Consider the following 22,196-nt stretch of genomic DNA (forward strand, 5'->3'; position numbering starts at 1 on the left):
TATTTACGATGGGGTTAAGTGCTGCGGGTATGGCATCTGGTTTAGATGTCGCAGGCATGACGCAACAATTAGTAGCGGCGGAACGAAAGCCTAAAGCGGATCGTATTACTGACCAACAAAAAAAGGTTGATGTCTCGCTTAGTGCTTATGGGCAAGTCAAATCGTCTATGAGCGGCATTCAAACCATGCTAGAAAAGTTTGGTAAAGACGATGCTTTCTCTAGCCAAAAAGCAACCTCCGATAATAGTGATTACGTATCGGTTAAAGCGGATGCGAAAGCGAAAAACGGTACTTATACCATTAACGTAGAGCAAATGGCGCAGTCTCATAAGTTAATGGGGCAAGAGTTATTTAGCGGCGATCCTGAAGCCTCACTCGGTAGTGGTGAAATGGTGATTAAGGTTGGCGATAAGTCGATGACCTTAAATATTACTGAAGACAACGATGATTTATCGTCGATTGTGGATGCGATTAACAATGCAGAAGATAACCCAGGTTTAACGGCGACGGTGATCAACACTGGTGAAGAGGGCGGCTCTAAAATCGTTTTCTCATCTAAAGATACTGGTGTTGAAAATAAAATTGAAATTGATACGTCTGGTATGACGGGGCAATTATCATCACTGGCCTACAAAGAAGGGATGACAGACAGTAAAGTTGATCAAATGCAAGAAGCGCAAGATGCACGCATTAAGATTGATAACTTTACTACCGTGACCAGTAGTAATAATACCTTTGAAGATGTGATTGAAGGTGTGACGTTAGATCTGAAAAAGCTGACGGGAACGTCAGGTTCAGGTAACGCTGAAACCGATGATGTTGATGTTAAGTCTGTAAAAATCACCATCGAAAATAATGAAAAGAGTACCAAAGACTCACTAAAATCTTTTGTTGATGCCTACAACGGTTTAATTTCAACGACCGATCGTTTAACGGGATTTGATCCAGATAAAGAGCCAGATGATCCAAACCGAGCTGGCGCACTGAATGGCGATAGTTTAACCCGTTCAGTACTTAGCCAAATGCGCGGCTTGATGAACGAGCCGATTGAAGTGAATGGCAAATTGTATCAGTTATCTGATTTTGGTATTTCCGTACAACGTGATGGCACGTTAGAGCTGGAAGATGATAGCGATAAACTTGATGACATTATTAGCGAAAATTTTAATGTTATTGGGCAGTTTTTCGGCCAAGAAGACACGGGATTTTTAGCCAAAGCCGATAAGTTATTAGACACTTTTACCGATAAAACCGACGGTGCTTTATCGGTAAAAGAAGACACATTAAAAGAGCGTCAGAAGTCATTAGATGATGACATGATGCAACTTGATAAACGTATGAAAGCTTACGAAGATCGCACTTACAAACAGTTTTTAGCGATGGATGAAGCGATAGGCCAAATGAATAATCAGCTTAATAGTATGTTGAGTTTATTGGTGTCATTTGATTAAGGATAAATATGGAACAGTTAACGCAACTAGAGCAGCAAATAGAGCAACTATTAACTGCTGATGAATATAACGATGACTTTCCGCAACAGTTAGAAAACTTAGTGTCATTACGTCATCAAGAAGTCGAGCAGATCTTAGGCCAACCTAACTTAACTCGCCCCGTTTTTGATGATGTAGTAACACGAACTAAAGCATTAAAAAGCTTAATTCAGAAACACAAAGATATTATTGGTGAGCGATTAGTTCGTTCTAAAAAGAGCAAACAATCGTTATCACTGTACAGCAATATTCAACAAAACGGTTCGTAGTCTTCTTGGTTTTGTTGATTTTGATTTCACTTATTAAATAAGGGATTACATCATGCGTGGCTCTCTTCAGGCATATAAAAAAGTTTCAGTAAACGCACAATTAGCCAGTGCTTCTCCTCACCGTGTTATTCAAATGCTGTATGCAGGGGCGATTGAGCGTTTAATTCAAGGAAAAGCAGCAATGGAGCAAGGTAATGTTGCGGTGAAATGTGAGCGTTTAAGCAAAGCATTAGATATCGTATTAAGCCTGCGTGACTGCTTATCAATGGAAGAAGGTGGTGATATTGCTAAGAACCTTGATGCGCTATATGAATTTATGGCAACTGAGATCAGCCGAGCGAATGCCGAAAACCAAACTAAGCCAATTGATGATGTGATTGGTATGCTACGTGAAATTAAATCAGCATGGGATCAAATCCCAACTGAGTATCATCATTTAAGTGAAGCGAGTTAATTATAAAGTTAAGTGTTAAAATGCATATAAGCAGGACAACACTATAAAAATGGTAATAACTTTTCAAATATAGGATGAATAGCTGTAAATGAGCAATATTCGTCCTATTATTTTATATATCCTTGTATTGGTATCACACCTTTCCGTTATCAAATATTGCCTTATCCTATGGTTTAATTACAATAGATGCCAATAATATTGGTAGTGGTTCGCATTTCCATCAAATAAGCCAATAATTACATCATTTTATGAAGGCAGGCTATATCCATTCTATGCAAGGTTTAGCAAAGACACTCGTTATTGAAGACGATCAACAGCAACGTCATGATCTCAGTGTAATTCTGGGATTTGTTGGTGAACAGTGTGAAATTATCTCGTCACAAGATATTGATGCTTCATTATTGCAGCAGTCATGGGGTGCATGTTTACTGGGTAATATTGAAATAAATAAAAATTTATCTCATATCGTAGATACATTAAAAATTCATGCCCATATTCCTGTTGTATCGCTTGGAAATCACCGTGCTCATCTTTCTGGTTTAGCGAATTATGTTGGCGATCTAGAATTACCTTTGCATTATAATCAACTCGTTGATGCTTTCCGTCATTGCCAAGAATACATGGGTAAACGCGCTTACCAAGTTCCTCAGCTAGGGCGTAAAAATACGTTATTCCGTAGCATGGTTGGTAGTAGTTCTGCAATTAGTCAGATCCGTCACCTTATGGAGCAAGTGGCTGCCTGTGATGCAAGTGTGCTGATATTAGGTGAATCTGGTACAGGTAAAGAAGTTGTCGCGCGTAATGTTCATTATCACTCTTCGCGCGGTAAAGGCCCGTTTGTTCCTGTTAACTGTGGTGCTATCCCGCCAGATTTACTCGAAAGTGAATTGTTTGGTCATGAAAAAGGGGCATTTACAGGTGCGATTTCTGCACGTAAAGGCCGTTTTGAACTAGCTGAAGGTGGTACGTTATTTCTTGATGAAATCGGTGATATGCCGATGTCGATGCAAGTTAAGCTACTACGCGTTTTGCAAGAGCGCAGTTTTGAACGTGTTGGTGGTAGTCAAACCATTAAAACCAATGTACGTATCGTTGCAGCAACACACCGCGATTTAGACAAAATGATCCATGAGAATTTATTCCGTGAAGATTTGTACTATCGCCTTAATGTTTTTCCTATTGATATGCCCGCATTGCGTGAACGTATCGAAGATTTGCCTTTATTACTTCAAGAGTTGCTTACGCGTATGGAAGCTGAAGGTGCGAAACGCATTCACTTCACACCGCGTGCTATTAACTCATTAATGGAGCATAACTGGCCGGGTAACGTACGTGAGCTTGCAAACCTTGTTGAGCGTTTGTGTATCTTGTATCCAGGAGAAATGGTGGATACTAATCATCTGCCGATTAAGTATCGCTACAGCCAGCTTCCTGACTTTACGCCAGAAAGTTCTCAACCAAGTGTTGAGGAGTTAGAGCAAGAAGCGTTAGCAAGTATGTTTTCATCGTATGAAGATGAGCAAGCAGGTGTAAATAGTGAGCTTCCTCCTGAAGGATTGAACCTAAAAGAAATGCTGGCTGATCTTGAAGTTGATATGATTAAGCAAGCGTTAGATGCTCAGTCAGGTGTTGTTGCAAGGGCTGCTGATATGCTCGGTATGCGACGTACCACGTTAGTAGAAAAAATGCGTAAATATGGTCTGAATAAAGAAGGCTAATAGAGCGTCATTAATTTATATAAAGCCGATGCCATTAATTTGACGTCGGCTTTTTTATTCCTCATAGCAATCTTAATAGCAGGTTGTTAATTCATCACTTTCAATAGAACTGGCTAGTCATACCTTTCTTTTAATTTATTTTTAGCAACAACCTCTCAAAAAACTGCTGCCAATCTGTATCTTTTTAGTCAATTCCATAAAACTCTAATGCGATGTCATTTTTTTGACACTCTTTTTTTGTCATAATTAATTTGTAATTACATGATTTAAAAGAATAATATATGGCATGTAAATTGCTTTTTTATAAATTACATTGGATTTTTTTGTTATTAGGTTTCATGCATGGATGATAAAGCGGTTGTGATTGGGGCATTAGAACAACAAGTTGAACGTTATCAACAAGTGCTGGAAGTGATGCCTGTCGGTGTCATTTTACTCGATCCTAAAGGCATTATTTGTGAAACCAATAATGAAGCATTACGTTTACTAGGCGAGCCCCTTGAAGGCGAACGTTGGGTAGATGTTATCCAGCGTTGTTTTCAGCCTCAGGAAGATGATGGACACGAAATTTCACTGCGCTCTGGAGCTAAGGTGAAATTAGCTATTTCAGCCTCTTCTGCTGGGCAGTTAATTGTAGTTACAGACATGACAGAAACGCGCCAATTGCAATCACGATTAAGTGAAATGCAGCGACTGTCGTCCTTAGGGAAAATGGTTGCATCCTTAGCGCATCAAGTCAGAACGCCATTATCGAGTGCGATGCTATACGCTGCTAATTTATCGGCCCCTAACTTGCCAGTAACAACCCGTGAACGCTTCCAAGGTAAACTTGTTGATCGCCTTCAAGATCTTGAAAAACAAGTTAATGATATGCTGCTGTTTGCCAAAGGTGGTGATAATAAAGTAGTTAATTGTTTTTCATTAGAAAGTTTACTTAATAGCATGGAAAACATGGTTGAAGCGTTGGTGATGAGCCAAAATGTTGATTTTAGTATTGACTGCGATGATGAATCATTGGCTATTTTGGGCAATGAAAATGCATTGGCGAGCGCTATCAGTAACCTAATTACCAACGCTATCCAAATGTCAGGTAAAGGCTGTACAGTTGCAGTGTCTTGTTATGTCGTAGGTGACGAAATTTTGTTATCTGTAACTGATAATGGACCCGGTATTGCGACAGAGCTCCAAACTAAAGTCTTAGAGCCTTTCTTTACCACTCGAAAACAAGGTACAGGGTTGGGATTAGCCGTTGTTCAAATGGTGGCACTCGCACATCGAGGCAAGTTGTCTTTAACATCAGAGTTAGGTAAAGGGACATGCTTTACTTTAACCCTTCCTACTGCCTCACAGCAGAATATGCAATCACAGTTAGCTGCATCGTGAGCATTAAAGTGCCAGAGCTTACTCATGGAGAGAAGAGATGAATCAAACGAGAGTCCTAGTAGTCGAAGATGATGAAGGATTACGTGAAGCATTGGTTGATACGTTAGCGTTAGCTGGCTATCAATGGATTGAAGCGGAAAGCGCTGAGCATGCTTTAGTGATCATGAAGTCGGAAACGGTTGATATCGTTGTCTCTGATGTACAAATGGCAGGGATGGATGGATTAGCATTACTTCGCAGTATTAAATTAAATTGGCCTAAAATCCCAGTACTATTGATGACGGCTTACGCCAATATTGAAGATGCAGTCGCGGCGATGCGTGAAGGTGCGATTGATTATATGGCAAAACCCTTTGCGCCCGAAGTGCTGTTAAACATGGTCGGGCGTTATGCACCGATAAAAAAACAAAGCAGTAAAACCGTTGTTGCTGATCCGAAAAGTATCAAGTTGTTAGCACTTGCTGATAAGGTCGCAAAAACGGAGGCGAATGTGATGGTACTAGGGCCGAGTGGCTCAGGAAAAGAAGTACTGTCTCGTTATATCCACGATAACTCCGAACGTAAAGATGGCCCCTTTATTGCCATTAACTGCGCTGCCATTCCTGAAAACATGCTTGAAGCAACCTTATTTGGCTATGAAAAAGGCGCATTTACAGGGGCGATTCAAGCCTGTCCGGGTAAATTTGAGCAAGCGCAAGGTGGCACCTTATTGCTTGATGAAATCAGTGAAATGGATTTAGGCCTACAGGCAAAATTATTGCGTGTATTACAAGAACGTGAGGTTGAGCGCCTAGGTGGCCGCAAAAGTATTAAGTTAGATGTACGTATTCTTGCGACCAGTAACCGTGAACTTAAAACTTATGTGGCTGAAGGGCATTTTCGTGAGGATTTGTACTACCGACTTAATGTCTTCCCAATTGCTTGGCCTGCTTTAGCTGAACGTCAGGGAGATATTCTACCTTTAGCGACATTATTTGCAGAGCGACACAGTATCAAGCAAGGAAATGTGGTACCAAGTATAAGCCAAGCGGCACAAGATAAATTAGTACAATACCCGTGGCCTGGGAATGTGCGAGAATTGGATAACGTTATTCAACGCGCGTTAATTCTTTGCGATAACAACCACATTCAACAGCAAGATATTTTATTAGAACATTTTGATTGGCTAGATACGGAAATGCCTCAAAGTGTGCCAGAGCCTGAACCTTGCGTAGTGGCAGTTCGTCCTAAACCGACGGCAACGGGGGAAGGGCTGGGTAGCGAGTTACGTGAACAAGAATTTAGCATTATTTTAGATACTTTAATCGCCTGTGAAGGCAGCCGTAAAGATGTGGCAGAGCAGTTAGGGATCAGCCCTCGAACTTTACGTTATAAATTGGCGAAAATGCGTGATGCAGGTATTGAAATTCCTGCGTAGTGAGCGGTTAAAATAAATACATCGATAGAGAGAATCACGGAATGAAAGTAAACGGATTACAAGCAGAAATGCAAGCAATGAGACTGGATGCTCAAAACACCACTTCCCCTGCAACCGCCCAACAGGTGAGCTCTGATTTCGGCAACCTTTTGAGTGATGCATTGCAATCAGTGAACCAGCTTCAAGGGCAATCAAGTGAGTTAGCAACGCGTTTCGATCAAGGCGATCGTAGCGTTTCATTAGCAGATGTCATGATTGCAAGAAATAAGTCGAGTGTGGCGTTTGAAGCAACCGTACAAGTTCGCAATAAAATGGTACAAGCGTACAAAGAATTAATGAATATGCCGGTATAAGCCTGACTTTTTAAAGTATGGAAAGTAACACCGTTATTCTTGCAGTTTATGGGTAAAAGTCGTGGCAGAAGAAAACATTAATCAACCTTTAGCGGTATCGGGCAATGGCTCCGCACCTGTATTACATGATGATGTGGGGGCGGGTCAAGGTGCTGATATTTCAGAGAAGAAAGCCTCTTCGACTGATAGTCTTTTGGGTAACTTGGATTTATTACGTCAAGTTATTCTAGTACTATCGGTGGCAATTTGTGTCGCGCTAATCGTGTTGGTAACAATGTGGATCAAAGAGCCTGAGATGCGCCCATTAGGCACTTATGAAACCGAAGAATTAATTCCAATCCTCGATCACTTTGATCAAAAGAAAATTGAATATCAATTAGATGGCAATACGATCCGTGTTCCTGCTGATAAATACAGCGCAATCAAGTTAGATTTAACCCGTACTGGATTAAATGCCCAGACGGCAGAAGGCGACGATATTTTACTGCAAGACATGGGATTTGGTGTATCACAACGAATGGAAAGTGAGCGTTTAAAGCTCAGTCGTGAACGTCAATTAGCCCGTGCCATCGAACAAATTAGTCAAGTACGTAAAGCACAAGTCTTACTGGCGACACCAAAACAAAGTGTGTTTGTTCGTCACAACCAAGAAGCGACGGCAACAGTATTTTTAACCTTATCTTCTGGTGGTTCACTAGGACAACAAGAAGTGGATTCCATTGTTGATATGGTGGCAACAGCGGTACCTGGGCTTCGTCCAACGCGAGTGACGGTAACCGATCAACATGGTCGATTATTGAGCTCTGGTACTGAAGATCCTAGTACAACAGCAAAACGAAAAGAATACGAATTAGAGCGTAAACAGGAACAAGCCTTACGCGAAAAAATTGATGCTATCTTAATGCCTGTTTTAGGGCTGGGTAATTATACTTCGCAAGTTGATGTTGCAATGGACTTCTCGGCGTTAGAAGAAACCCGTAAGCGCTATGATCCATCAACGGCAGCAACGCGCAGTGAATTTACACTTGAAGATATTAATGGTGGTAACCAAGTTGCAGGTATTCCTGGTGCATTAAGTAATCAGCCGCCTGTTGAATCGGCAATCCCTCAAAATGTGAAAGACATGCAGTCGGGTACAAACGGTAGTGATGGCTCGGTACATAGAGAATCTACCCGTAACTATGAATTAGATACCACGATTAGTCATAAGCGTGCACAAACAGGGGTTATTGACCGTCAAACTGTATCTGTTGCAGTAGATTATAAGACCATCACGGATCCTAAAACGGGGGACGTGACTCGCGTACCTGTTTCAGAAGCGGAAATTGCTAAAATTCGTCGTTTGCTAATGGGCGGTATTGGTTTTTCAGAAGCGCGAGGGGATTTACTTGAAGTGCTTTCCGTTCCTTTTGCGTTACCAGAATCTCAATTAGCAGCCGATCTTCCTATCTGGGAAAATCCGAACTTTAGTAGCTGGGTACGTTGGATTGCAGCGGCGCTCGTTATTATTGTGGTGATCATGGTATTAGTACGCCCAGCAATGCGTAAGCTGTTGTATCCAAACCAAGCACCTGATGGTACGCCATTAGACGAAAATGGTATGCCAGTTATGGCAAACTCAGCGGATTCTGTTGGGCTTATTGGCGCAGAATTGGATGGCGGTGAAGGATTTGAATTGAGCTCTAGTAGCTTAGATTTACCAAATTTACATAAAGATGAAGACTTACTGAAAGCCGTCCGAGCATTGGTGGATAATGAACCTGATCTCGCAGCACAAGTGGTTAAAAGTTGGGTGAATGAAGATGGCTAATGATGTTGCTATAAGTGAAAATAAATTTGATCCAAGTACGCTAAGCGGGACAGAAAAAGCTGCAATTTTACTGCTTAGCCTTAGTGAGCAAGATGCCGCCAGTATTATTCGTCACCTTGAACCTAAACAGGTGCAGCGTGTAGGTGGTGCGATGGCGAGTATGACAGATCTTAGCCAAGAGAAAGTTTCTGGTGTACACCGATTGTTTCTCGAAGATATTCAGAAATACACCAGCATTGGCATGGGCAGCGAAGATTTCGTACGTAACACATTAGTTGCAGCGTTAGGTGAAGACAAAGCGAATAATCTTGTTGATCAAATCCTGATGGGCAGTGGTTCTCGTGGCTTAGATTCGCTGAAATGGATGGATCCTCGTCAAGTAGCGAGCATTATTCTCAATGAGCATCCGCAGATCCAAACCATTGTTTTATCGTACTTAGAGCCGGAACAATCTGCGGAAATATTAGCGCAATTTCCTGAGCGTGTACGTTTAGATCTGATGATGCGTATTGCTAACTTAGAAGAAGTACAACCAGCAGCATTGCATGAATTGAACGATATCATGGAGAAACAGTTTGCCGGTCAAGCAGGTGCGCAAGCGGCTAAAATTGGCGGCTTGAAAGCCGCAGCTGAGATCATGAACTACCTCGATAATAATGTTGAAGGCTTGTTGATGGATCAGATCCGTGAAACGGATGAAGATACGGCGACTCAGATCCAAGACTTAATGTTCGTATTTGATAACTTAACAGAAGTCGATGATCGCGGTATTCAAACCTTGCTCCGTGATGTACCACAAGATCTCTTACAAAAAGCACTAAAAGGTGCTGATGATATGCTACGTGATAAGTTCTTCGCCAATATGTCCAAGCGTGCTTCAGAAATGCTACGTGAAGAATTAGAAGCAATGGGGCCGATTCGTGTTGCTGATGTAGAAGCGGCGCAAAAAGAAATTCTAACCATTGCTCGTCGTCTGTCTGATACAGGTGAAATTATGCTTGGTGGCGGCGGTGGCGGTGCAGATGAGTACCTATAAAATTATCCCAATTGTTGAACTAGCAGGTGGTCGTCATGAGTGATGAACGTCGACGCGGCTTTTATCGAGTTTCAGATCATCAAGCACAAGAATTAGAACGTTGGGCATACCCTGATTATTCAGAAGAGCGTCCAGAGCAAAGTGACAACGCTTTTAATTACCAGCCTCGTCCTGTTATTGAAGAATTCGAGCCTGAAGAAGAAGCGGGGCCTCCGCCATTAACGGCTGCTGATTTAGAAGCGATGCAGCAATCTGCGTATGACGAAGGAATAGAACAAGGACGACAAGCTGGACACAGTGAAGGGTTTAAAACCGGTCACGCTGAAGGGCTTGAATCTGGTCTTGTTGAAGGCAAAGAGCAAGGTTTACAACAGGGGCTAGAGCAAGCCCAACAACAAATAACAGAACAAGTGAATCATTTGGCGTCAGTGGCAGAAAAGCTATTGGCGCCAATTACACAAGTTGATCGTGACGTTGAAGAACAGGTGATGCAACTTGCTTTAGGTTTAGCGAAAGAGTTGATCCGAGTGGAAGTGAAAACGAACCCACAAGTGATTTTAAATACGATTCGTGAAGTGGTGGCGACGTTACCGGTTGCCAATCGTGATATTACGATGAATCTGCATCCTGAAGATGTAGCCTTAGTAAAACAAAATTTTAGTGACGATGACTTGTTAGAGCGTAAATGGAAACTTATCGCTGAACCAAGTTTAAATCGAGGTGATCTTCAATTGAGTAGCCATGATACTTCGGTTGATTACTTTATCGAAGATCGTATTCGTCACTCTTTAACCAGCTTTGAAGCGGTTAATAGCAGCGTTCGAGATCAATCTAAATGACAGCCTCATTAGCTGAACGGTTAAGTCAATATAAAACGGAAGGGACGGGATGTAAGCCTGTTGCTTCTGGACGGTTAGTGCGAGTTGTTGGTTTAACACTTGAAGCAATAGGTTGCCGCGCTCCTGTTGGTAGCTTATGTAAAGTAGAAACATTAAATGGTGAACTTGAAGCTGAAGTGGTTGGCTTTTCAGGTGAAACCTTGTTTCTCATGCCAAGTGAGCAACTGCTTGGGGTGATGCCTGGCGCTAAAGTCACGCCTATTCTGCACAATAGTGGTCTACCTGTTGGCCCAGAATTATTAGGTCGGGTTATTGATGGGGTTGGTAATCCGCTCGATGGCTTAGGGCCTATTTTTACCGAGCATCGGGCTTCATTTAATGCGACTCCTATCAATCCTCTCGCCCGTAAACCAATCAAAGAGCCGCTTGATGTGGGTATAAAAGCGATCAATGGCTGTTTGACTGTAGGTAAAGGCCAGCGTATTGGTCTGTTTGCAGGTTCGGGTGTTGGTAAGTCTGTGACTTTAGGCATGATGACTCGTGGCACCAGTGCCCAGATCGTTGTGGTTGGCCTTATTGGTGAACGTGGTCGTGAAGTTAAAGAATTTATTGAAGAAAGCCTAGGGCCTGAAGGTCGTGCGCGATCTGTAGTGGTGGCGGCACCTGCAGATGCTTCACCATTAATGCGCTTAAAAGGTTGTCAAACATCACTGACGATTGCTGAGTATTTCCGCGATCAGGGCTTTGATGTATTACTTTTGATGGACTCGCTTACCCGTTTTGCACAAGCACAACGTGAAATAGCATTGTCTGTTGGTGAGCCGCCAGCAACTAAAGGTTATCCACCTTCGGTATTTGCAAAGTTACCTGCGCTGGTGGAACGTGCGGGTAATGGCAATGAAAATCAAGGCTCTATAACTGCTTTCTTTACCGTTCTGAGTGAAGGTGATGACTTGCAAGATCCTATTGCAGATGCCTCTCGTGCGATTTTAGATGGTCACATAGTGTTATCTCGTGAAATGGCAGACGCTGGGCATTATCCTGCGATCGATGTTGAACGCTCGGTGAGTCGTGTTATGCCTGCGATTGTGAGCGAAGAGCATATGTTGATGTCTAAAGCGGTACGTCAAATTCTTTCTATATGCCGTAAAAATCAAGATTTAGTCTCCATTGGTGCTTATAAACCTGGTACCGATAATACGATTGATCAAGCTTTTAGTTTTAAACCGAAATTAGACGCTTATCTGCAACAAGAAATGAAAGAGTCAGTGCCCTATGAGATGTGCGTCAATATGCTGCGCTCGACATTAGGTGGTTAATTGCAGGTGATCATGGATAAGGAAATTAAGTATGTCTAACGCGCTAGGATTAATCATCGAGCAAGCGAAAGAGCAAGAGCATCAAGCAAGTTTAGCGTTAAACCAAGCCCGTATTGAGCAACAAAACTACTTACAACAGTTAGCGCAGATTGAAAAATATCGATTGGATTATCTCAATCAGTTATCTGTCAGAGGTCAACAAGGTTTAACGGCAAGCCAATATAGTCATTTACAGAAATTTTTAACGCAACTGGATCAAACATTAGAAAAGCAAAAGCAAGCTGGAGGGTACTTTGAAGAACAAATTCAAAAGTGCTCTCAGCACTGGCAAGAAATGCAGCAAAAAAGACGCTCGGTTGAATGGCTAGTGGAAAAACGCGAACGCGAGCATAAACAGTGGCTTGATAAGCAAGAGCAAAAAATGATGGATGAATTTGTTACGTTGCAGTTTGCGCGAAGGTTACAACAATAACCTTATTGATGAGTAACTGGTTTAGTTTTTGCATTACTCCTACTTATCTCTTTTTGTCGTCGGAAGATCAAATGGTTACGTTTTGTTTTCTCCACGCTCAGTACTAGGTTTGAATTGGCTATGAATCTATTAAATCCCTTATCAACACCGCACGTAAAAGCCACACCTGCGGGAGCTTCAAATACTAAAACAGTAGAAAAAAACGAAGGTGATAAAGATGCTTCGTTTGATTCTCAGTTACAAGCCGCATCAACAGAGAAAACATCGGTAAGCGATTTAAAAATAGAACAAAAAACAAAAAAATCGACAGATGTTGAAACTAGAGATGAAGCGAGCATTGTTTCTGATGATTTAGTTATCGATGCTGAATCTAACGCTGAGTTAGTCTCTGATGACGCTGTTTCAGGTGACGCTGTTTCAGGTGACGCTGTTTCAGGTGACGCTGTTTCAGGTGAGGTTGTTTCAGATGAAGTTGTATCTGTTGCTGATAGTGAGGATATCGCCAGTGTTGATAATGTTGACGATGGTGAAAATATTGATGATGTCGAAAAAATGATGTTTGAAGGCGCGGACTTTCTTCAACGTTTGAATCAATCAAATCAGCAATTTAGTCAACAATCTCCAGAAGGGGGCAAAGCTTTGCCGCCACAGTCAGAGCAAATGACATCATCTGATGAATCTTTAGGTGTGAAATCGGAACTTTCAGGTGACAAATTTGTATTAGATAGCTCTGAAATCGCATCAATCAAGCAAAATGAGCTAACTGAAAAAGAGAAAGTACTACAAGCGGATGTGAAACCGAGTGAGCTAAAAATGGGCTGGCACGCTGCAACCGCTGGAGTGAAAGCGGAAACAAGCGATGAGGCGACGCTGCTTTCCCAGTCCACTACCGATCCAGAATTAAAATCAACGTTATCTGGTGTAAAAGCTGAAAATAGTGTGGTGAATGGGGTTCTTTCTGGTGAAAAAAATTCTGAATTGATCGCAACTAATGGAATGATGGAAGCGGTTAGAAAAACACTGGTTGATGGTCAGGAAAAAGAGCAAGACAGTATGTCTTCACAACCATTATCGGTACTCATGGGTAACCGGCAAGCCAATGCGATGAAAATGGACTTACAACATGCGAATACGCAGGTTCAGTCGCCTTTACTGCTGACAAAAGAGCAGGCGGGAGAACAAGTTTCTGAGCGTATTAATATGATGATGGCAAAAAATTTAAAGCAAATTGATATCCGATTAGATCCGCCAGAGCTCGGTAAAATTCAAATCAAATTAGCCTTGAATCAAGATCAAGCTTCTGTCCAATTTACCGTTAATAACAGCCAAACACGCGATATGGTTGAACAAGCAATGCCAAGGCTACGTGAGATGATGCAGCAACAAGGCTTGCAGTTAGCACAAGGCTCTGTCCAGCAAGACAGTTCAAGTCAATTTGCGCAGCAGTTCTCGCAGCAGCATTCTGGAGGGCAATCATCAGGCACTGCCCATGATGAATCTTTTGCAGGCACTAATGAGACAAATTCAGATAAACATCTTGATACGATTGAGATGTTTGTAACAAAAAATAAAGATCGGGTTGATTACTATGCGTAATTAACAATTTCTAATAATTTAATTAATGAAAATAAAGACAAAAAGGAATAAAAATGGCGATGGGCAAGAAAAAGCTGATGTTAATAAGTGCAGTAGCCGTCATTGTAATATTGGCGGCAGGCATTGGCTTTTGGTTGCTAAATGGTGATGACACTAAAGAGTCGCCGAAAGTGGCTGCAACGGTTCAAGAAAGTACAGCGTCACCAGCACCTGTAATGTCAGCTTACTATGTTGTATTACCTCAGCCTTTTACTTTCAATGTTACGGGTGATACACGAGACAGAGTGGTTCAAATTAAAGTGCAATTAATGGTACGTGGCGATAAAAATGAAGCCTTGGCGAAACAGCACATACCGTTAATTGAAAGTACTCTTCTTCAAGCATTCGGGGTCGCAACCGTCGAGCAATTACGTAGCCCTAATGGCCGTGATCAGTTACGCCAACAAGCGCTTGAAGCTGTGAAAGCAACAATGGTTAAAGTGGCTGGAACACCTGCAGTTGAGCGGGTTCTTTTTACTGGTTTTGTAATGCAGTAGGTTTACAGTGAGTGATTTATTAACCCAAGATGAAATTGATGCGCTACTTCATGGTGTCGATGAGCCAGAAGATGAACTTCATGATAACGATGTAGCAAATGATGTTGCTACCTTTGATTTTTCATCACAAGACCGCATTGTTCGTGGTCGGATGCCAACACTTGAGCTTATCAATGAGCGTTTTGCGCGCCATATGCGTATCAGCCTGTTTAATATGCTAAGTAAAACGGCGGAAGTGTCGATCAACGGCGTACAGATGATTAAATTTGGTGAGTACCAAAATACACTGTATGTACCAACAAGCTTAAATATGGTGCGCTTTCGCCCATTAAAAGGCACCGCGCTTATTACAATGGAAGCGCGCCTCGTCTTTATTCTGGTAGAAAACTTTTTTGGTGGCGATGGTCGCTTTCACGCCAAAATTGAAGGTCGTGAATTTACCCCAACTGAACGTCGCATTGTACAAATGCTGCTTAAGCTAGTGTTTGAAGATTACCGTGAAGCATGGTCTCCGGTGATGGGGGTTGAGTTTGAATATTTAGATTCAGAAGTAAACCCGACCATGGCTAATATTGTGAGCCCAACAGAAGTGATAGTTGTGAGCTCATTTCATATTGAAGTTGATGGTGGCGGCGGTGATTTTCATGTCGTCATGCCATATTCGATGGTTGAACCAATCCGTGAGTTACTCGATGCGGGTGTACAAAGTGACAAGATGGACACTGACGTGCGTTGGAGTAAAGCATTGCGTGATGAAATCATGGATGTGCCAGTTAATCTTCGCGCCAAATTACTGGATGTGGATTTATCGTTACGTGATTTGATGGAGCTTCAAGTTGGCGATGTGATACCTATTGATATGCCTGAGCAAGCGACAATTTTTGTTGAAGATTTACCGACTTACCACGCCAAAATGGGGCGCTCTGGTGACAATGTAGCATTGAAAATTAGTGAGAAACTCCAACGTCCCGATATGGTTAAAACTGATTTGGCGTTTCTCGACCGTGATGAGCTAGGCACGGCATTACTTAATATTAATAGCGATAGTAACGAATAAAAAAGGACGATGACAATGTCAAATAATAATGATCAACAAATGGCAGATGATTGGGCTGCAGCATTAGCAGAGCAAGCGGATGATGTGCAACCAGCACCACTAGAAGAGTTGACTGATGAAACGGTAGCGATCACCGATGATGAACGTCGTAAGCTTGATACTATTATGGATATTCCGGTTACCATTTCGATGGAAGTCGGACGTACGCAAATCAGTATTCGTAACCTACTGCAATTAAACCAAGGTTCAGTGGTTGAGCTTGATCGTATTGCGGGTGAATCATTAGATGTGATGGTTAATGGAACCCTTATCGCACATGGTGAAGTGGTTGTGGTCAATGACAAATTTGGTATTCGTTTGACTGATGTGATCAGCCAAACTGAGCGTATTAAAAAGTTACGTTAAGGCTGGTCATGAAAAGGATTGTAGGCCAGATAGTTACAGCATTATCGCTATTATTTTTCACGTTATCCTGTTTTGCACAAACAGCCGTTGTTGAGAAAACGATTGAAAAATCGCCGCCGCCATTAAGACAAGCACCTGACTTAAATATCGCGACCACTCTAGCTTCTTTACTGCTTGTAATTGCGATTATTGTTTTCTTAGCTTGGTTATTAAAACGAATGCGAGTGGCTGGGATCAGTGGTAATGACTCGGGTTTAAAAGTCATTACACAGCTGGCTGTCGGGCAACGAGAAAGAGTCGTGCTATTGCAAGTAGGTGAAGAGCAGATGTTGGTGGGTATTACTCAACATAATATTTCTTTACTAAGTAAATTGGATAAGCCTTTAAACATGGACGAATCGCCAAGCAGAGATTTTGCTTCTCAGCTTAGCAAGCTAATGAAAAATAATGTTAAAAAATAAATTCACCCTTGTCACTTGGATGGCTTTTCTTGCTATCTCTGTGTTGTTATCGTCAATCAATATAGCGCATGCGGTTGAAGCGAATGTGGCTAATAGTACGACGGCGACAGCAATGAGTGCAGAAACGACATCCGGTCATTTACAAGCAGCCCGTAATGGTGGGGGAATACCTGCATTATCGGTGACAGTAAACCCTGATGGTAGTGAAGATTATTCCGTCACCCTGCAAATTTTAGCGTTAATGACCGCGTTAGGCTTTTTGCCTGCGATGGTTATTTTAATGACCTCTTTCACCCGTATCGTGGTGGTAATGTCTATTCTGCGTCAAGCCATGGGTTTACAGCAAACACCTTCTAACCAAGTGATCATCGGCATAGCGCTGTTCTTAACGTTTTTTGTGATGTCTCCGGTGATTGATAAGATCAATACTGATGCTGTTCAGCCTTATATTAATGAGCAAATAACGGCGAAAGAAGCGTTGGCAAAAGCTGAAGATCCGATGCGCCAATTTATGCTTAAACAAACCCGTGTAAAAGATTTAGAAACCTTTGTGAATATGTCTGGCTCAACAGCTGATGATCCGCAGACGGTACCGTTAACGGTATTGATCCCTGCGTTTATTACTTCAGAGCTTAAAACGGCGTTTCAAATCGGCTTTATGCTGTTTTTACCATTTTTAATTATTGATTTGGTTGTTGCATCTATCTTAATGGCGATGGGTATGATGATGCTTTCACCTATGATTGTATCGTTACCGTTTAAGTTAATGTTGTTTGTTTTAGTTGATGGATGGAACCTGATCTTATCCACACTGGCAGGTAGTTTTGGCACCTAATGTGAATAAACATCGGATAAAAAGGATGCTTTTATGACGCCAGAAGCTTTTGTTGAGATATTTCAAGAAGCGTTATACATGGTACTTATCATGGTATGCGCAATTGTTATTCCAGGACTGTTAATTGGTTTAGTTGTGGCGGTATTTCAAGCGGCAACCTCAATCAATGAACAAACATTGAGTTTCTTACCCCGTTTAGTGGTGACGTTACTCGCGCTGATGTTTTTTGGTCACATGATGACACAAATGCTGATGGATTATTTCTATCGCATTATTGATCAAATCCCACAGTTGCTTTATTAGCAAACGAGCAGCCGTCGATTATGCATTACACCGCAAATCTTTTACTTGATTGGATAGCGAATTATTTTTGGCCTTTTACACGTATCTCATCAATGATGATGGCGATGACGTTTTTTGGGGCACGCTTTGTATCACCTAAAATTCGCTTATATTTAGCCTTAGCGATTACATTTGCGGTCTTGCCTGTTTTACCTAAAGTCCCACAAGATATTGAGTTACTTTCTTTAGCTGGATTTATTGTTACTACTCAGCAATTAATCATTGGTGTAGCAATGGGATTAGTAACACAGTTTATTACTCAAATATTTGTCTTACTTGGTCAAATATTAGGTATGCAATCGAGCTTAGGCTTTGCTTCAATGGTTGATCCTGCGAATGGTCAAAATACGCCCGTATTGGGACAGTTTTATATGTTTTTGGCCATTTTATTGTTCTTAGCAACAGATGGGCATTTAGAGATGTTAAATGCTGTTGTTTTGAGCTTTAAAACCTTGCCGATAGGTGAGGCTATGCTGCAGCCAAAAGATTATTATCAGCTTGCAGGTTGGTTTGGACATATGTTCAAAGCAGGCGTGAATATGGCGTTAGCGGGGGTGATTGCTCTGCTAACGGTGAACTTGTCTTTCGGCGTAATGACTCGAGCAGCACCACAGCTAAATATTTTCTCGTTAGGCTTCTCATTTGCGTTATTACTCGGTCTTGCTATTAGCTGGTTTATTGTACTCGGCATTGTGCCGCAATATGAAGCGATATGGCAAGTTGGCTTAGATCAAGTGTGTAGTTTGATCCGAATTGATTGTTAAGTTAAGGCTAGGAGTAAATCAGTATGTCTGATTCTGATGGTCAAGAACGTACCGAAGACGCCACGCCCAGACGGCTTGAGCAGGCGCGAGAGAAAGGTCAAGTTCCGCGCTCAAGAGAATTAGCGTCAGTTGCGGTATTAGTGTCTGGTGCTGTTGGGTTAATGTGGTTTGGAGAAGGGTTAAGTAAAGCACTGAGTCATATCATGACGGCAATGTTTAGCCTAACGCGCGATGATATATTCGATCTTGATCGTTTATTCGTCATTATTTTAGATGCGATTGTTTATATTCTAGCGCCTTTATTTTTAGTCCTCATTTTTTTGTTTGTTGCCGCTTTTATTGGGGCTGCTGGTGTAGGTGGCGTTCGCTTTTCCACTCAAGCCGCAATGCCGAAATTATCAAAAATGAATCCGCTCAGTGGAATAAAGCGGATGTTTGGTATGCAAAGTTGGGTTGAATTAATTAAGTCTATTTTGAAAGTTGGGCTGGTGGGGAGTATTGCTTGCTACTTAATATTTTCGAGTTTAGAAGATTTTTTCCAACTCAGTAATGAGGTTTTTCCTGCCAATTACTTTCATGCTATCGATATATTACTAAACTTTGTTCTTTTAATTTGTTGCTCACTGCTTATTGTTGTTGCCATTGATGTGCCATTTCAAATTTGGAATTTTAATCAGCAATTAAAAATGACCAAACAAGAAATTAAAGATGAATACAAAGATTCGGAAGGTAAGCCTGAAGTAAAAGGGCGTATTAGAATGCTACAACGTGAAATGGCTCAGCGACGTATGATGGCAGATGTACCGCAGGCTGACGTGGTAATTACCAACCCTGAGCACTTCTCTGTCGCACTTCGCTACGATCCTAAGTTGGACTCTGCGCCCGTTGTTATTGCAAAAGGAGGCGATCATTTAGCGCTTAAGATCAGGGAGATAGCCAATAAACATAATATTGATATTGTTCCAGCGGCGCCATTAGCTCGTGCTATTTATTATACGACTGAATTAGAACAGCAAATTCCAGATGGTTTATTTGTTGCCGTTGCTCAAATATTAGCCTATGTATTTCAGTTAAAAGAATATCGCAAAGGTAAAGGCAAAAAACCAACACTATCTAAAGCTGCAATGGATATACCTGAAGAATTACGCCATTAATTTTTAGGTGAATTATTATTGGAATGATAATTAAGTATATTATGGCTAAAACTGTGTTGTATGTATATTAATCGTTAATTCCTTAATGGAATTAATTGTATTAAGGCTCGTTATTTAATTAAATGTTTATATTAGACAGGAAGTCACAAATATAGCGTTTGCTTTTATCTTTCTGTTATAAATTTGGTAGTCTTTTGGTACTGTCAAAAAAATGACTTATATGTAAGGCATGATAATTGCTTTACCTTATTTTATGCATTCATGGTTCATCGTCTTTATTAAATAACGGACTATTTAATTATCTTCTTTTGTTTATAAAACGAACATTGATACCAATAATAAAAGAATAGATCACTAGACAGAATGAAGCTTTCAATTCCCTTTGCAGATAGATTGCCGTTAGCCAGTATCAAGTCTATGCCATCAATAGGTGCGCCTATAATGGTATTGGCAACGTTAGCGATGATCATTTTACCAATGCCACCGTTGCTATTGGATATGACGTTTACCTTTAATATCGCTCTTTCATTGGTGGTGCTGTTGGTAACGGTGTATACCCGTCGTCCGCTTGATTTTGCTGCTTTTCCTACCGTATTACTTATTGCCACGCTATTACGTTTAGCACTAAACGTTGCTTCTACACGTGTGGTTTTATTGCACGGCCATGAAGGTCCTGATGCCGCTGGACAAGTTATTGATGCATTTGGTTCGGTTGTTATTGGTGGCAACTATGCCGTGGGTTTAGTGGTCTTCCTTATTTTGATGATCATTAACTTTATGGTTGTAACCAAAGGTGCGGGTCGTATTTCAGAAGTTAGTGCTCGCTTTACCCTTGATGCCTTACCGGGTAAGCAAATGGCAATTGATGCCGACTTAAATGCTGGACTTATCGATCAAGAGCAAGCACGTACTCGTCGTTTTGAAGTGACAAAAGAAGCCGACTTCTATGGCTCTATGGATGGTGCCTCTAAGTTTGTTAAAGGTGATGCCATTGCTGGTATCTTGATCCTCTTTATCAATATCATTGGTGGTTTAATCATTGGTATGGGTCAGCATGGTCTGACATTTGGTCAAGCCCTAGAAATTTATAGCTTATTGACCATTGGTGATGGTCTTGTTGCTCAAATCCCATCGTTACTCTTATCCATCGGCGCAGCAATGATGGTAACTCGTCAAAATACTGACGAGGACATGGGGCAGCAAATGTATTTTCAGATGTTTAACAATCCTCAAGCGTTGACCATCACCGGTGTGATTTTATTTGTTATGGGTATTGTTCCTGGTATGCCTCATATTCCTTTCTTATTGCTTGCCGCCATTATTGGTGGTGCCGCTTATTGGCGAATAAAGAAAGAGAAAGCAGAAGCACTTGTAGAAAAACAAGCGCCGCCGACAGAGTTAGCGCCGACTCAACCACTAAAAGAACTATCATGGGATGATGTTCAGCCTGTTGATACTATTGGTTTAGAAGTGGGTTACCGTTTAATTTCAATGGTCGATAAAGATCAAGGCGGTGAGTTGTTAGAACGCGTGAAAGGTGTTCGTAAAAAGTTATCGCAAGACTTTGGTTTCCTCATCCCGCCGGTTCATATTCGCGACAACTTAGAGCTCCCACCTAACAGTTACCGCATTAGTTTAATGGGCGTTGCTTGTGGTGAAGCAAATATTCACCCAAAAATGGATTTGGCGATTAACCCTGGTCAAGTCTTCGGCTCTATTGATGGTGAAATGACAACCGATCCTGCGTTTGGTCTTGAAGCTGTATGGGTACAAGACTCACAACGTGAACATGCGCAAGCATTAGGTTATACCGTTGTTGATTCAGCAACAGTATTGGCTACCCATTTAAGCCAATTACTGACAAATCATGCATCACAGTTACTGGGTCATGAAGAGGTACAAAACCTATTAGAAATGTTAGGTCAAACGACACCTAAATTGGTTGATGGTTTTGTTCCTGATCAATTACCTCTTGGGGTTGTGGTGAAAGTGATGCAGAACTTATTAAATGAAGGTATTCCACTACGTGATATTCGAACCATTGTCCAAACTTTGTCGGAGTATTCAAGTAAGAGTCAAGATCCTGACATATTAACAGCTGCTGTTCGTATTGGTCTGAAACGATTAATTTGCCAAGAAATCAATGGAATAGAAGTTGAGCTACCAGTGATTACCTTAGTCCCTGAATTGGAACAAATATTGCATCAAACCATGCAATCTGCTGGTGGCGAATCTTCAGGTATTGAGCCTGGATTAGCGGAACGCTTACAACGTTCATTAACAGAAGCGACTCAGCAACAAGAATTGAAAGGTGAGCCTGCGGTATTGTTGACCTCAGGTGTGTTGCGTTCAACATTAGCTAAATTTGTTAAAAATACGATCCCAAGTTTACGGGTATTGTCATATCAGGAAGTGCCTGATGAAAAACAAATTCGAATTGTGAACGCGGTAGGTAATTAATGTTAGTGGTTGTAGATGCGGCCTAA

Annotated in this window: 22 protein-coding genes; all 22 read left to right on the plus strand. The window is 41.5% G+C overall.

Features of this window, described 5'->3' with window-relative positions:
• The first annotated feature begins 8 nt into the window (after window positions 1-8).
• The 22 genes from fliD (at window position 9) to flhA (ending at window position 22,170) form a co-directional block, all read left to right on the plus strand.
• Window positions 9-1,451, plus strand: a complete 1,443-nt coding sequence (gene fliD, locus CTN01_RS01045; RefSeq protein ID WP_045148054.1) for a flagellar filament capping protein FliD — start codon at window positions 9-11, stop codon at window positions 1,449-1,451.
• Between the two features lie 8 nt (window positions 1,452-1,459).
• The gene (locus CTN01_RS01050) at window positions 1,460-1,759 is read left to right on the plus strand and encodes a hypothetical protein (protein WP_045148056.1); all 300 of its coding nucleotides are present in this window, start codon (window positions 1,460-1,462) and stop codon (window positions 1,757-1,759) included.
• A gap of 52 nt (window positions 1,760-1,811) precedes the next feature.
• Complete coding sequence (gene fliS, locus CTN01_RS01055) at window positions 1,812-2,213, plus strand: flagellar export chaperone FliS (protein ID WP_045127301.1); 402 nt, start codon at window positions 1,812-1,814, stop codon at window positions 2,211-2,213.
• 272 nt (window positions 2,214-2,485) lie between these two features.
• Window positions 2,486-3,931 carry a sigma-54 dependent transcriptional regulator gene (locus tag CTN01_RS01060; protein WP_045148057.1) on the plus strand — a complete coding sequence of 482 codons (1,446 nt, stop codon included), beginning with the start codon at window positions 2,486-2,488 and terminating at the stop codon, window positions 3,929-3,931.
• A 342-nt stretch (window positions 3,932-4,273) separates the two neighbouring features.
• Entirely contained in the window at window positions 4,274-5,314 is a 1,041-nt protein-coding gene (locus tag CTN01_RS01065) for a sensor histidine kinase (protein ID WP_045148059.1), read from the plus strand.
• A 37-nt stretch (window positions 5,315-5,351) separates the two neighbouring features.
• The gene (locus CTN01_RS01070; protein ID WP_005370294.1) at window positions 5,352-6,731 is read left to right on the plus strand and encodes a sigma-54-dependent transcriptional regulator; all 1,380 of its coding nucleotides are present in this window, start codon (window positions 5,352-5,354) and stop codon (window positions 6,729-6,731) included.
• A 41-nt stretch (window positions 6,732-6,772) separates the two neighbouring features.
• A complete protein-coding gene (fliE, locus tag CTN01_RS01075; protein WP_005370295.1) occupies window positions 6,773-7,084 on the plus strand; it encodes a flagellar hook-basal body complex protein FliE in 312 nt (103 codons plus the stop codon).
• A gap of 61 nt (window positions 7,085-7,145) precedes the next feature.
• A complete protein-coding gene (gene fliF, locus CTN01_RS01080) occupies window positions 7,146-8,894 on the plus strand; it encodes a flagellar basal-body MS-ring/collar protein FliF (protein ID WP_045148061.1) in 1,749 nt (582 codons plus the stop codon).
• Entirely contained in the window at window positions 8,887-9,930 is a 1,044-nt protein-coding gene (gene fliG / locus CTN01_RS01085) for a flagellar motor switch protein FliG (protein WP_005370297.1), read from the plus strand. The genes fliF and fliG overlap by 8 nt, the downstream gene beginning before the upstream one ends.
• Before the next feature lie 35 nt (window positions 9,931-9,965).
• Window positions 9,966-10,769, plus strand: a complete 804-nt coding sequence (fliH, locus tag CTN01_RS01090; RefSeq protein ID WP_045127296.1) for a flagellar assembly protein FliH — start codon at window positions 9,966-9,968, stop codon at window positions 10,767-10,769.
• Entirely contained in the window at window positions 10,766-12,088 is a 1,323-nt protein-coding gene (gene fliI, locus CTN01_RS01095) for a flagellar protein export ATPase FliI (RefSeq protein WP_005370306.1), read from the plus strand. Before fliH ends, fliI begins: the two co-directional genes overlap by 4 nt.
• A gap of 31 nt (window positions 12,089-12,119) precedes the next feature.
• Window positions 12,120-12,560 (plus strand): flagellar export protein FliJ, encoded by a 441-nt coding sequence (gene fliJ / locus CTN01_RS01100; RefSeq protein WP_045148062.1) that lies wholly within the window; start codon window positions 12,120-12,122, stop codon window positions 12,558-12,560.
• 120 nt (window positions 12,561-12,680) lie between these two features.
• The gene (locus CTN01_RS01105; RefSeq protein WP_045148064.1) at window positions 12,681-14,156 is read left to right on the plus strand and encodes a flagellar hook-length control protein FliK; all 1,476 of its coding nucleotides are present in this window, start codon (window positions 12,681-12,683) and stop codon (window positions 14,154-14,156) included.
• A gap of 53 nt (window positions 14,157-14,209) precedes the next feature.
• On the plus strand, window positions 14,210-14,692 hold the full coding sequence (gene fliL, locus CTN01_RS01110; RefSeq protein ID WP_045148065.1) for a flagellar basal body-associated protein FliL: 483 nt from the start codon (window positions 14,210-14,212) through the stop codon (window positions 14,690-14,692).
• A 7-nt stretch (window positions 14,693-14,699) separates the two neighbouring features.
• Complete coding sequence (gene fliM / locus CTN01_RS01115) at window positions 14,700-15,749, plus strand: flagellar motor switch protein FliM (protein WP_045148067.1); 1,050 nt, start codon at window positions 14,700-14,702, stop codon at window positions 15,747-15,749.
• 15 nt (window positions 15,750-15,764) lie between these two features.
• Window positions 15,765-16,154 (plus strand): flagellar motor switch protein FliN, encoded by a 390-nt coding sequence (gene fliN, locus CTN01_RS01120; protein WP_045127293.1) that lies wholly within the window; start codon window positions 15,765-15,767, stop codon window positions 16,152-16,154.
• Window positions 16,155-16,162: 8 nt separating this feature from the next.
• Window positions 16,163-16,615, plus strand: a complete 453-nt coding sequence (gene fliO, locus CTN01_RS01125) for a flagellar biosynthetic protein FliO (protein WP_080896167.1) — start codon at window positions 16,163-16,165, stop codon at window positions 16,613-16,615.
• Entirely contained in the window at window positions 16,602-17,450 is an 849-nt protein-coding gene (gene fliP / locus CTN01_RS01130; RefSeq protein ID WP_045148068.1) for a flagellar type III secretion system pore protein FliP, read from the plus strand. The genes fliO and fliP overlap by 14 nt, the downstream gene beginning before the upstream one ends.
• Window positions 17,451-17,483: 33 nt before the next feature.
• Complete coding sequence (fliQ, locus tag CTN01_RS01135) at window positions 17,484-17,753, plus strand: flagellar biosynthesis protein FliQ (protein ID WP_005370314.1); 270 nt, start codon at window positions 17,484-17,486, stop codon at window positions 17,751-17,753.
• Window positions 17,754-17,773: 20 nt separating this feature from the next.
• The gene (gene fliR / locus CTN01_RS01140; RefSeq protein WP_005370316.1) at window positions 17,774-18,556 is read left to right on the plus strand and encodes a flagellar biosynthetic protein FliR; all 783 of its coding nucleotides are present in this window, start codon (window positions 17,774-17,776) and stop codon (window positions 18,554-18,556) included.
• Between the two features lie 23 nt (window positions 18,557-18,579).
• Window positions 18,580-19,710 carry a flagellar biosynthesis protein FlhB gene (flhB, locus tag CTN01_RS01145; protein ID WP_045148070.1) on the plus strand — a complete coding sequence of 377 codons (1,131 nt, stop codon included), beginning with the start codon at window positions 18,580-18,582 and terminating at the stop codon, window positions 19,708-19,710.
• Between the two features lie 363 nt (window positions 19,711-20,073).
• Window positions 20,074-22,170, plus strand: a complete 2,097-nt coding sequence (flhA, locus tag CTN01_RS01150; RefSeq protein WP_045148071.1) for a flagellar biosynthesis protein FlhA — start codon at window positions 20,074-20,076, stop codon at window positions 22,168-22,170.
• The last annotated feature ends 26 nt before the right edge of the window (window positions 22,171-22,196 follow it).

The organism is Photobacterium angustum (assembly GCF_003026365.1).
Classification (GTDB): domain Bacteria; phylum Pseudomonadota; class Gammaproteobacteria; order Enterobacterales; family Vibrionaceae; genus Photobacterium; species Photobacterium angustum.